We start from the raw sequence: 10868 nt of genomic DNA on the forward strand, positions 1-10868 counted from the left end.
GGCGCTCGTCTTTGCGCCAGATCAATGTGACCAGTCGCTGACCTGACTATGCTGGAGGAGATCCTCAAACAGGAAAAGGCTCAGACCATGACGATAAAAACAGTTCTCGGTGTCCTCGATGTCACCAAATTCCACAAGGACCTGGAGAGTGCCATCACATTCTGTGAAACGCATCAAGCGCACCTAACCGCCCTTGTGGTATCAATGGGAGCCGCCCCCTATGTCGGCGCGTACGATGTCATTTCGACTGTCTGGGTCGAAGAGAGACAGCGCGAGATCGAGGAACTCGACACGGCAGCGAGTAACATCAAGTCGCTGCTAGAAAAAAGCGAGATCTCCTGGGACGTACAGGACATCTATACCGAATTCGCCTGGGCCGCGGATGATATCGCCGTGCGTGCGCTTTACGCCGATATCGTGTTGGTCGGACCTCAAGCCGCACGCGATGAGCAGTTTCGCAAGCAGGTCATTGACGGTGCTCTCTTCCATTCACCAACGCCGATCCTGCTCAATCCAACGGGTCGCGACATCAGTGCTGCGCCAAAGGCAGTTCTCCTCGCCTGGGATTCCAGCGACGAGGCTGCTCGCGCAGCCCAACTGTCCCTTGATTTTCTAAAAAGCGCGGGCGAGGTGCACGTCGCGCTGGTCGATCCCCTCGCGACTAGTTCCAGCAATGGTGAAGAGCCGGGCGCAGACATCGCTCGCTACCTTGCGCGGCACGGCGTCAAGGTTGCAGTCGATCGGATTTCGGGTGGCGGACGGCCCATCGATGAAACGTTGCGGCAACATGCGATTGATGTCTCTGCCGACATGATCGTCATGGGCGCCTATAACCATCCACGTTTGGCACAACGCTTGTTCGGCGGGGTAACACATTCGATGTTGAAAGAGGCCAAGATCCCACTGTTTTTGGCTCATTAAACCGAATTTTGGCGATGCAAGGGATCGCAGAAACAGTAAGCAGGTCACGGACATCGACAAATGTACTGGCCGCCCAAGTGCAAATCTGGGCGGCCTCTTAATATCTGGTCGGGTTTTGACTATCCCACGAAGCTCGCTCTGCGTCCGTGGATCTCCCCAACGACAATCCCGTAAAAGAGGTGCGGAGACGTTGACGATATTGGCAGTTCCTCCGGCTTCAGGGCGCCAATCTCCCACCAGTCAGGATATTGCTGTAAAACCGACCAGGCGTGCAGTCTTTGATTATGCCACGCTTCCGTATCCGGATATTCTTCAAATCGACCCTCGACGATAACGCTGCCCCATCCTTTACCCTCGCCTTCCGCATCGACCTGCAGGCAGACGTTGTTGTTCGCCCGCATCCATTCGACCTTCTTGCCAGGCATCGAAAAGCTGTAAATCGCCCCGTAATCGGCGACAAAATAGATCGGCACGACATAGGGCTGACCGTCCTTGCAACAGGCGAGGTGGCCAAAGCGGGCTTTGCTCAGCACCGTACGGCATTCGCCTTCGGTCAGATCTTTCAAGATATATGTCACCAGAGAATCTCCTCATTCTAGCATACATCAGACTAACGCAGGTAGCCCCGCCTCATCTTTGATCGAGCGCAAAGTGTGATGCCGTCGATTGTTTCAAATTAAAAATGAGGTGCATCCTGCCTCTTGAACGGATGGAGTAAGACATGGACGACCGAAAAATTCGAAGGGATATCCTCGACGAACTGGAGTACGATCCGAGCCTCGACGCCGCCCAGATCGGTGTCGCCGTCGAACACGGGATCGCAACGCTTTCTGGTCACGTGGAAACCTATGCCCAGAAATTGATGGCGGAGTTGATTACGCAACGCGTCAGAGGTGTCCGGGCCGTCGCCAGCGAGATAGAAATACGGTGGCCCGGGCATAAGCGCCATGCAGATGACGAAATCGCTGCGAGAGCACTCGACATCATATCATGGGATACCGCACTTCCCGATGCCGCGGTTGACATCAAGGTTCACAAAGGTTGGATCACGCTTTCCGGGGAAGTGCCGTGGCATTTCCAGCGGCAAGCCGCGGAAGACGCGGTCAAGAAGCTCGGCGGGGTCGCCGGTGTTGTCAACGTTTTGGAAGTCAAGCCGAAGGCAAATGTCGTCGATGTCAAACATCGGATAGAGGCAGCATTGCAACGGCACGCTCTCATTGAAGCGGCTGCAGTCAAGGTCAATGTCGCACACGACAAGGTGACTTTGGAGGGTGACGTCCACGCCTGGAGCGAGCGCCAGGCTGCGGAACAGGCCGCGTGGTCGGTCCCCGGCGTCAGCCTGGTAGAGAATCATATTCGTGTACGCTGATACTGCAGAAGCGCGGGAGGTCTGAGCTCCCGCGCTTCGTTTTCAACTTGCACAACGTATTGGCCGTGATTAATTCGACTGCTATCAGGATGTCTTGATAGCGATCTTCCTGTTGTTCTTCTTCGCATTTGGCGTTTTCGGAAGCGTGATCTTCAAAAGTCCGTTGGCAAACGAGGCGTCAATCTTATCGGGGTCTGTCGCTTCTGGGAGCCGGATATCGCGCCGGAAGGATCCATAGCGGCGTTCGGACAGGTAGTAGTCCCCATCTTTCCTTTCCTCGCGCTCATTTTTTTCACCTTTTAACGTGAGGATGCCGTCCGACAGCGTGACATCAAGCTCCTTGGGGTCAATGCCTGGGAGCTCGGCGGTCAACTCAAAAGCGTCGTCCTTTTCGACAAAATCGATGGCCGGTGCGTTGCTATGAAAAGCCGCCGGCAAACGAGAAAAGGTCCGGTCGAGAAAGCCCGGCGTAAAGTCATTGAAGACCCGGTCGAATTCCGAACGCAGGCCTTCAAAGGGTGACCAGCGGCCCGATGTCGACGGTGTTTTTGGCTCTGTGTTGGTTGGAAGATTAGCAGGATGTTCAGCCATGTTTTCAATCTCCATTTCACCTGATGATTCTGACGGGAGGCGTGCTCCACTCTTTTTTCATCTCATGTGATCGAGATGTGTTTTCATCATAGCCTGTCGGAGGGTGTGAACATTGATCGGCATCAAATCGCGACCCGCCAATTGGCGTATTCTAGCAAACATCCTGGCAAGATCGGTGTGCCCAAAACCGAGGCGATGACGCTCGATCAGCGCAAGAATCAGGATATCTTGAAAGGAGATGCCCCATGAAGCCTCAGTTTCACCTGCCGTTGACGACCTATCCAGATCCAAGTTCGTTCACGCTACTCCAGAACGCGATTACTTTTGCCCGAAATCAGAGCGCGGATCTGAATGTAACGATCGCGAGGGTGAAAATACCGAATGTACACAGCGCATTTCCACCCATCCTGGACATCGCGAAAATGAGTGCGGACGCTGAAGGTGCAAGTCGCGACAACGCGGAGTTTCTGACGCAAGCGACCAGGGACTACGCTGAAACCGCCGGGATCAGCGCGACGATCTCCTATCTCGAAACCTTGGAATCCCAAATTGGTGAGGCGTTTTCGAGAAGAGCACGAATCCACGATTGTTCCCTCATGGAAGCTGTTCCAACGGCCCGCTCGCTCGTAGAGAGTATCCTATTTGACAGTGGAAGACCTGTGATCCTGTATCCCAGCGAGCCATCCTGCGGGCGCGTCGACGTGATTGCGATCGCCTGGGACGGCAGCGCGACTTTGGCGCGGGCACTAGCCGGCGCGCGTCAGTTCCTCGATCAGTCCCCAAAGATCGTGCTGATATCGGTCGTCGATGACAAGGCGATAGACGAGGATTTGCATGATCGTTTTTCTGCAGCATTGCGAAAAGGCGGACTGTCGGTGGAGGTCGCGAAAAGGCGTGCAGATGGAGAGCTGGCCGCAACGGTGCTTCAGGGGGTGGCAAAGGAGTATCGCGCCGACCTGCTCATTGCCGGCGGCTACGGGCATTCGCGGTTGAGAGAGCGCCTTTTGGGCGGTGTTACCCAGTCTTTTCTTGCTGGGCCCGAAATCCCTATGCTGCTCGCACATTAAGGGGACGAAAATACCATAACGGCCGTACCCCGGCATCGACCGGTGTCCGCGAGACCCAAGCACAACTGAGGTAGCCCATTGAGACCGCGCGTTCAATAAGCGGAAGGTTGCCATCAGCCGGTGAGTTAAGCGGACAGTCGGCCGGTCGCTTTGACGACAACGGCGGCGAAAGGTGCTGGTCAAGAGGCGTGGTAGTAATCTGGTGGGGAAACAGAGCTTGGGTGCTGCTCCCGTCTTGCTTCAGGTCGTTCGGCGGCGTGTCAGACTCGATCAGGCCTTTGCAGTTTCACGGGCGCACTCGACGCAATAGGGCGTGAACGGCAACGCTGCGAGTCTAGGCTCACCTATATCTCCGCCGCAAAGCACGCATCGCCCGAAGTCTCCCTTTTCTATGCGATCGAGGGCAGACAGGATCGCCTTCAGTTCTTCGCGACCGCTCCGCTCCAACCCTATAAGGACCTCGTCATTCTCCGTTTCGATCGCCCGGTCGCTACTGTCATCATCCAGTTCTTGGCCAAGGTCGCTGTCGATCATGGCGAGGCGCTTCTCAAGCCCACGACGGCGATCTTCCAGTTCAGTTTTGATCTCTACGATGTTCATTAGTTTACCTCGTTTCGCCCCACAAACACGTTGTGTGTTTCGAGTGCTTTCAGAAATGGTCTCTTCTAAAATAGGCAACGATCGGGTTTTAATCATTGAGCTGGATCAAGGAGGCCTTGGACGACGGCGTCTCACCGAATTTTACAGTTGGATTGCAGTCGCACGTCAATCGGAGCGCTGGAGCTGCAGCAGCCCGCTAGGTTATCCGGGGCAGGGTTAAGGCCTACACTGCGAAGACACAGACGACACACCTCCCTCGCCAGTCAGCGAACAACGGGCGGGCTCTCGATATCGTCCTGTCTTCTTGATGCCGATCAAATCGCGCCTCTCGACTTGTTGATAGAGTATTACGGGGTCGCCGCCGGGCGTGCCAGATATCTGAAAGGTTTGCTGTCGATGCTTGAATATACAGTCAACGCCCGCCGGGTCGATGCGCGCGGCAGCCTTGCATCCACGAAGCAGGCTGAAATACGGCTTGACACAAGCCTTGTCGGTTGTGGCGACGCATTCAATGCGGCGGAACTGCTACTGGCGGCGGTGGCGGCCTGCATGATCAAGGGCATCGAACGCGTTGCACCGATGCTCGACTTCGAATTTCACGGCGTCGACGTCACCCTTCATGCCGTCCGGCAGGACGCGCCGCCGAAGATCATCTCGATCGATTACGAATTGGCCATCGACACGATTGAAAGCGATCAGCGACTGGAACTCCTGCACAAGAATGTCCGCAAGTACGGTACAATTTCCAATACGATAGCGGCTGCGGTGCCCCTTGAGGGCGTTATCAGGAGAAAGGCATGAGCCGTCTGCATCCGGAAAATCACCTCGTTTCGCGCATCGGCTGGCTGCGTGCCGCCGTCCTTGGTGCCAACGACGGCATCGTCTCGACGGCAAGCCTTATCGTCGGCGTGGCGACGGCCTCGGCGGCAAGCTCCGAAATCCTGGTTGCGGGCGTGGCCGGGTTGGTCGCAGGTGCCATGTCGATGGCGGCCGGCGAATATGTCTCAGTGAGTTCGCAGGCTGACACCGAAAAAGGCGGACCTCGACCGCGAACGTGTGGAACTGGCAACCCAGCCCGAGTTCGAGCGTGAAGAACTCGCCCAGATTTACGTCAGGCGCGGCGTGGACGTTGTTCTGGCACGACAGGTTGCCGATCAAATGATGGCCAGGGATGCACTTGCCGCCCATGCCCAGGATGAACTCGGCATATCCGAGATCACCTCCGCAAAGCCAATCCAGGCCGCACTCACCTCGGCTGCGACCTTTGCGGTCGGAGCGGCGATGCCCCTTGCTATGGTCATGGTCTCGCCCGCTTCCATGCTGGTCGCTACCGTATCGGTTGCCTCTCTCGCATTTCTCGCCCTTCTCGGTGCGATTGGCGCGAAGGCCGGCGGCGCCAATATCGTGCGAGCAACCGTGCGCGTTACATTCTGGGGTGCGTTTGCTATGGCGTTAACGGCGGGTATCGGAGCTGTCGTCGGGAAGGCTATCTAAACGGTTAGGACGTCAGGAGGCGCACGGCGAGACTTCGCTATCTCCGGTTGATCTGTTTGGCCAAATGGGTCGAACAAGATCGCCCCGCGCCCATAAATGCGCGGGAACGATCTCGGCTCCCAGCTTGACGACCATCCCGCGAACTCAGTTTCTACGTTTCCAGCCTGTGATCATCGCGCGAACGAGATTTTCGCGATGCTCGATGCTGGCGACCAGGACCCCGAGAATGTGAAAGACTATGAGACCCAAAGTGGAATAAACCAAAGCCGTGTGGACGTCTTCCACCCATTCGACACCCCAGTAGGCATCGGTCGTCATCATGTAGCCGGTGGTGACGATGCCCGCGATCATCGACAGAAGCGCGATCACCATGAAGCCGCCTGCCGGATTATGCCCGATGTAGCGTTTGGCACGCATGCGGGCCGTATCCGCAAGGTAGCCAACGACAGTCAATGGGCTGCGAACGAAGTTGACGAAACGCGCGTGTTCCGACCCGAAGAGACCCCAAAGAACGCGTATCACCACCAGGCTGCCAATCACATAACCGGACAGAATATGCGCCGACTTCCATTCGTCGCCCGTGAAGAATGAAAAGGTAAAAACCCCTACCAACGCCCAATGGAACAGTCTGACCACGGGGTCCCAGACCTTGATCCGTTCCGGTCGCTCCCCACGACCGGTTAGGGAGCCCAGCATTTCGTGCTCGGCACTACGCATCAATCGTCACCGTCGACGCCGACCTGAGCGCCGGTTTCCGGATTGAAGAGAGCTTCGACCTTCTGGCCGTCCTTGATCCCGTAGACTTCATAGCAGCCGTCTTCGATCTTGATCTGGCGAACTTCGAAGCCCATCTCCGTTGCCTTCGCCTTCAGGGCATCTTCGGTCATCCACTTGTCCTGTGGAGTGGTTCCACATTTGCCAGCGTCTTCTGCGTGGGCAACGCCGGCGAGAACGGAAGCGGCGAACAGGGAGGCAATCAAGATATTTTTCATCGTAGGTATCCTTCGTTGACCCGGCCGAGCACCGTTGCTGCGAACCGTTGACTGCAAACTAGGCGAAAGCAGCTGAGCGATACCTGACGCAGAATGTCAGCGAAACTTCAGCTTCGGGGTGGTAGGAATGGGGGATGATACCGGGAGCAATCATCAAGAAAAGAGGGAGCGTGAGAGCGTCGCTAGGAGTTGCGCTTCTCCTCGGGTTGGCGCTTGGCCATGTCTCCGTATCGCGTGCCGGCGATGAACATGACGACACCGTCTCGCCTGATGATGTCCGTGAACATATTCGCGAGCGCGTTCAGAAGGGCGAAATAAAATCGCTGGCTGAATTGCGGCGCATCGTGACGGGGCAGGTGGACGGTCAGATCGTCTCGACGTCGGTTGATCAGGAGCACGGTATCACAGTCTACGAATTTCGTGTGCTGCGGCCTGACAACCGAATGGTTGAGGTCGAAGTCGACGCCGCATCGGGTGTGGTGGTGGAAATCGAGAACGACGAATGAGAGTGATGCTTGTTGAAGATGATCCCTTGATCGCCCGCGATGTCATCACGCATCTCGAGCGGGCCGGGTTCGTCGTTGTCCATGAAAAAGACGGAGAATCAGGCTGGTTTACAGGAGATGCCGAGGAATTTGCGGCGATCGTGCTCGATCTCGGTCTGCCCAAAATGGATGGGTTATCCGTTCTGAAGCGCTGGCGGGCTGAAGGCCGGGTGACGCCCGTGTTGATCCTGACGGCGCGTGGCAACTGGCAGGAGAGGGTGGAGGGCATTGATGCTGGTGCCGATGACTACCTTGCAAAACCCTTCCAAATGGCGGAACTGCTGGCCCGCCTTCGCGCCATCATACGCCGCAGTGCGGGCCAGGCGAGTTCCACCGTGATGTTCGGCGATATCACCCTAGATACGCGGACAAAGACCGTCACACGCCTGGGCCTGCCGATCGATCTCACGCCGCTTGAATACCGTTGTCTGGTGTTTCTGGCAAACAACAGCGAGCGCAATGTCTCTCAGATCGAATTGACGGAACAGCTCTACGCGCAGGACTTCGAGCGCGATAGCAATTCCGTCGAGGTGCTCGTTGGACGTCTGCGTCGCAAACTCGGCCGTGATGTGATCGCCACCCGGCGCGGCTATGGATACCGCATAAACGGAAGTGCCGCATGAGGAGCTCGATCCGCGGTCGCTTCCTGGTGGTGTCCATGATGAGCGTTATCCTCGCGCTCATCATGGCCAGCCTCGTGCTGATCAACCTGTTTACCCGCAATCTCGAGCGCCGCATCGATGAGGAGCTGACCGGCCATATCAACAATATTGCTGGAACATTACGCTTTGCAGCAAATGGCGGAATTGAGCTGCCGGATAGGCCTGTCGATCGTCGCTTTCATGAACCTTATGGCGGTCTTTACTGGCAGGTGGAGGACGATCTTCGCAACAGGCAGCTACGCTCTGCCTCGCTATGGGATACGTCACTTCCTCTGCCTAACGACGATCATGAGACGGGTTCCATCCATCGCTATCATCTCGCAGGGCCGGAAGGCTCAGACCTTATCGTGCAGGAGCGCAAGATCGTATTTGCTGCTCCCGACGGAAAACGGGCTATTCGCGTCGCCGCGGCCATTGATGCGTCCGTTGTGTTAAAGGCGAGCCGGACCTTCATGTTCGATATCATACCTTACATGGCGGCGCTTGCGGTGTTCCTGATCGCAGCCTCGCTGGCTCAGTTGACCTATGGTCTGCGTCCGATTTCATCGGTGAGTGACGGGCTCGACCGCATCCGCGCGCGCAAGGCTGAGCGCCTCGGCGGCGCTTTCCCAAGTGAACTCCAGACCGTTGTCGATGCGGTCAATCGGCTTCTTGAAGCACAGGCAAAACTGATTTCACGAGCGAGAACACGCGCCGCCGATCTGGCGCACGGCCTCAAGTCACCGCTGACCGTCCTGTTCAACGACGCAGAGACCCTACGCGAGCGCGGCGAAGTCGAAATCGCCGACGAACTGGTTCGTCTGGCCGACGTCATGAAATCCCATGTCGAGGGTGAGTTGACGCGCAGCCGGATAGCCGGCAGCGCAGAGTTGCGCTCGTCTGACGCCGATCTCGCCACGTCGCTCAATACGATCGTGCGAACGCTGAGGCGGACGCCACGTGGCGAGCAATTGACCTGGACTATTGACGTTGCGCCTGGGATCTCCATTGAAATGGATCCGAATGACCTGCAGGAGCTCTTGGGCAATATCCTTGACAACGCCGTGAAATGGAGCCGATCTGCCATCCGGATCACCGCACAGCAGCAGGGTCGAAGGCCTGTTTTGGTGATCGAGGATGATGGTCCCGGCACCAGTCCTGGAGGGCTTTCCACGATCATGGAGCGCGGCATACGCCTCGATCTCAAGACGCCTGGGACAGGTATCGGCCTTGCCATCGTCCGCGACATTGCCGATGTATACGACCTCTCGATCTACATCACGAACATCGAAGCTGGCGGTCTACGCGTCAGGATTGGCTTCTGACTGCCCTCGTGAGCCTTTCCATAACTTATGGAGAATTGGAAAGCTCCAAGTCATCAGGAAACCAGTTGGGGCGAGCAAAGCCTTGATGGTCTACGGTTCGGGCCAATCAAGGCAGGGTGGGTCTGCTTTGTGAGCGCCATCGTTGGCCATAAACCGCGTCAGTCATGACATGCCCGTGGAATATTCACTGTGTGTCCTTTGTTTCCAATTTCTCGTCGTGCTGCTGTTGCTCAAAGAGAGACCATGCAGAGATGAAGAGTGCGGCAATAAGCGGACCGATCACAAAACCACTAATGCCGAACAGAGAAATGCCGCCGAGCGTCGAGATCAGCACCACATAGTCAGGCAGTCGCGTCCCTTTGCCGACCACCGGCGGACGCAACAGATTGTCGATGAGTCCTATGACCAGCATGCCGATGAAGGCCAGGATCAGTCCCTTCAGCCACGCACCCATGATAAACAGCCAGATTGCTACCGGAAGCCACACGAGCACCGCGCCAACGACGGGCAGCATAGAAAGGAACGTCATGATGACGCCCCATAACGGGGCGGCTTCTATTCCAAGAGCCCAGAACGCAATGCCGCCAATCGTGCCCTGGATCACAGCGATGATGATGTTGCCCCTGACAGTGGCGCGAACGACAGCCGCGAATTTGTCCACGAATTGCCGCGTGTAGGCATCGCTCAGCGGTATCGTATGTCGGATCGTCCGGCCAAGTGCGGCGCCGTCCCTGAACAGGAAGAAGAGGAGATAGAGCATAATGCCCAGGCTAATGAAGAACTGCAGCGTATTTTGCCCAAAACTTAGTACGCCGCCGGCGACCGACTGGCCGGCTCGCATGACACCAGATGCAGCTTTCGCGAGCAGTTCCGTAAAGCCGCCCAGCTTCAGTGAGTTCAGCCAGTTGTCAATGAATGTCGGCAACGCGTCCTGGAATCGGGCCAAATGGTCGTTAAGGTCGATTTCGTTGCTGCTGATCCGCTGGTGGAGGCTGGTTCCTTCCTGAATGAGAGACCCGAGGATGATCATTGCCGGTATGATGACGAGGCAGATGCATAACAAGACGGTTAGCAAGGCGGCGATATTTCTGCGACCCGGCAGCAAGCGCTCCAGCTGCTTATGAACCGGAAAGAAGATGATCGCAAGAACGACCGCCCAAAGGATAGCATTGTAATAGGGCAGGAGAAGCCAGATGAACGGTATGCGACGTCCACGCCCCATAGATTTTTCGGTTGATCTACGGGCCGTCAAATGAGCTCACCGAAGAGTATCTGACGAGCTCATTGTGAGGCTCTGATGCGCGCGGCATAGGCCCATGGCAT

At 56.7% G+C, this 10868-nt stretch carries 13 protein-coding genes and 1 pseudogene; 8 read left to right on the forward strand and 6 right to left on the reverse strand.

Translation table 11 applies throughout. The features are described from left to right. Positions 1–48 precede the first annotated feature (48 nt). Entirely contained in the window at positions 49–921 is an 873-nt protein-coding gene (locus tag ASC96_RS15525; protein WP_244482072.1) for a universal stress protein, read from the forward strand. Between the two features lie 119 nt (positions 922–1040). On the opposite strand, the gene ASC96_RS15530 is transcribed toward ASC96_RS15525, so the two are convergent. Next, complete coding sequence (locus tag ASC96_RS15530) at positions 1041–1499, reverse strand: pyridoxamine 5'-phosphate oxidase family protein (RefSeq protein ID WP_060504044.1); 459 nt, start codon at positions 1497–1499, stop codon at positions 1041–1043. A 143-nt stretch (positions 1500–1642) separates the two neighbouring features. On the opposite strand from ASC96_RS15530, the gene ASC96_RS15535 reads away from it, so the two are divergent. After that, positions 1643–2290: a BON domain-containing protein gene (locus ASC96_RS15535; protein ID WP_060504046.1), complete on the forward strand. Its 648-nt coding sequence runs from the start codon at positions 1643–1645 to the stop codon at positions 2288–2290. Positions 2291–2374: 84 nt separating this feature from the next. Here the strand turns inward: ASC96_RS15535 and ASC96_RS15540 are convergent, their stop codons facing one another. Further along, positions 2375–2881 (reverse strand): Hsp20/alpha crystallin family protein, encoded by a 507-nt coding sequence (locus ASC96_RS15540; RefSeq protein ID WP_060504064.1) that lies wholly within the window; start codon positions 2879–2881, stop codon positions 2375–2377. 245 nt (positions 2882–3126) lie between these two features. On the opposite strand from ASC96_RS15540, the gene ASC96_RS15545 reads away from it, so the two are divergent. Beyond that, positions 3127–3948 carry a universal stress protein gene (locus ASC96_RS15545; protein WP_060504047.1) on the forward strand — a complete coding sequence of 274 codons (822 nt, stop codon included), beginning with the start codon at positions 3127–3129 and terminating at the stop codon, positions 3946–3948. A gap of 270 nt (positions 3949–4218) precedes the next feature. On the opposite strand, the gene ASC96_RS15550 is transcribed toward ASC96_RS15545, so the two are convergent. Next, a complete protein-coding gene (locus ASC96_RS15550) occupies positions 4219–4548 on the reverse strand; it encodes a TraR/DksA C4-type zinc finger protein (RefSeq protein WP_060504048.1) in 330 nt (109 codons plus the stop codon). A 396-nt stretch (positions 4549–4944) separates the two neighbouring features. Between ASC96_RS15550 and ASC96_RS15555 the strand changes: the two genes are divergently transcribed. Together ASC96_RS15555 and ASC96_RS15560 are read left to right on the forward strand one after the other, a co-directional pair. Next, on the forward strand, positions 4945–5349 hold the full coding sequence (locus ASC96_RS15555) for an OsmC family protein (protein ID WP_060504050.1): 405 nt from the start codon (positions 4945–4947) through the stop codon (positions 5347–5349). Continuing rightward, a pseudogene (locus ASC96_RS15560) lies at positions 5346–6042 on the forward strand (VIT family protein). Before ASC96_RS15555 ends, ASC96_RS15560 begins: the two are co-directional and overlap by 4 nt. A 144-nt stretch (positions 6043–6186) precedes the next feature. Here ASC96_RS15560 and ASC96_RS15565 read toward each other — a convergent pair. Continuing rightward, positions 6187–6759: a cytochrome b/b6 domain-containing protein gene (locus ASC96_RS15565; protein ID WP_060504051.1), complete on the reverse strand. Its 573-nt coding sequence runs from the start codon at positions 6757–6759 to the stop codon at positions 6187–6189. Further along, positions 6759–7034 carry a PepSY domain-containing protein gene (locus tag ASC96_RS15570; protein ID WP_060504052.1) on the reverse strand — a complete coding sequence of 92 codons (276 nt, stop codon included), beginning with the start codon at positions 7032–7034 and terminating at the stop codon, positions 6759–6761. Before ASC96_RS15570 ends, ASC96_RS15565 begins: the two co-directional genes overlap by 1 nt. Before the next feature lie 170 nt (positions 7035–7204). Here ASC96_RS15570 and ASC96_RS15575 point away from each other — a divergent pair, with 170 nt between their 5' ends. From ASC96_RS15575 to ASC96_RS15585, 3 genes are read left to right on the forward strand one after another with little or no spacing between them, the layout of a single operon-like run. After that, positions 7205–7540 (forward strand): PepSY domain-containing protein, encoded by a 336-nt coding sequence (locus tag ASC96_RS15575; protein ID WP_162246361.1) that lies wholly within the window; start codon positions 7205–7207, stop codon positions 7538–7540. Next, entirely contained in the window at positions 7537–8202 is a 666-nt protein-coding gene (locus tag ASC96_RS15580; RefSeq protein WP_060504055.1) for a response regulator transcription factor, read from the forward strand. The genes ASC96_RS15575 and ASC96_RS15580 overlap by 4 nt, the downstream gene beginning before the upstream one ends. Continuing rightward, positions 8199–9545 (forward strand): sensor histidine kinase, encoded by a 1347-nt coding sequence (locus tag ASC96_RS15585; RefSeq protein WP_060504056.1) that lies wholly within the window; start codon positions 8199–8201, stop codon positions 9543–9545. The genes ASC96_RS15580 and ASC96_RS15585 overlap by 4 nt, the downstream gene beginning before the upstream one ends. A 184-nt stretch (positions 9546–9729) precedes the next feature. On the opposite strand, the gene ASC96_RS15590 is transcribed toward ASC96_RS15585, so the two are convergent. After that, positions 9730–10767 (reverse strand): AI-2E family transporter, encoded by a 1038-nt coding sequence (locus tag ASC96_RS15590; RefSeq protein ID WP_156397504.1) that lies wholly within the window; start codon positions 10765–10767, stop codon positions 9730–9732. Between the last annotated feature and the right edge of the window lie 101 nt (positions 10768–10868).

The sequence above is a fragment of the Rhizobium sp. Root1204 genome (assembly GCF_001424965.1).
Lineage (GTDB): Bacteria > Pseudomonadota > Alphaproteobacteria > Rhizobiales > Rhizobiaceae > Pararhizobium.

Bases quoted from the DNA above. Each gene is read 5' to 3' on its own strand.
- ASC96_RS15545 (WP_060504047.1), top strand. From the start codon at position 3,127: ATGAAGCCTCAGTTTCACCTGCCGTTGACGACCTATCCAGATCCAAGT.
- ASC96_RS15585 (WP_060504056.1), top strand. From the start codon at position 8,199: ATGAGGAGCTCGATCCGCGGTCGCTTCCTGGTGGTGTCCATGATGAGC.
- ASC96_RS15590 (WP_156397504.1), bottom strand. From the start codon at position 10,767: ATGGGGCGTGGACGTCGCATACCGTTCATCTGGCTTCTCCTGCCCTAT.
- ASC96_RS15555 (WP_060504050.1), top strand. From the start codon at position 4,945: ATGCTTGAATATACAGTCAACGCCCGCCGGGTCGATGCGCGCGGCAGC.
- ASC96_RS15540 (WP_060504064.1), bottom strand. From the start codon at position 2,881: ATGGCTGAACATCCTGCTAATCTTCCAACCAACACAGAGCCAAAAACA.
- ASC96_RS15565 (WP_060504051.1), bottom strand. From the start codon at position 6,759: ATGCGTAGTGCCGAGCACGAAATGCTGGGCTCCCTAACCGGTCGTGGG.
- ASC96_RS15580 (WP_060504055.1), top strand. From the start codon at position 7,537: ATGAGAGTGATGCTTGTTGAAGATGATCCCTTGATCGCCCGCGATGTC.
- ASC96_RS15535 (WP_060504046.1), top strand. From the start codon at position 1,643: ATGGACGACCGAAAAATTCGAAGGGATATCCTCGACGAACTGGAGTAC.
- ASC96_RS15550 (WP_060504048.1), bottom strand. From the start codon at position 4,548: ATGAACATCGTAGAGATCAAAACTGAACTGGAAGATCGCCGTCGTGGG.
- ASC96_RS15570 (WP_060504052.1), bottom strand. From the start codon at position 7,034: ATGAAAAATATCTTGATTGCCTCCCTGTTCGCCGCTTCCGTTCTCGCC.
- ASC96_RS15525 (WP_244482072.1), top strand. From the start codon at position 49: ATGCTGGAGGAGATCCTCAAACAGGAAAAGGCTCAGACCATGACGATA.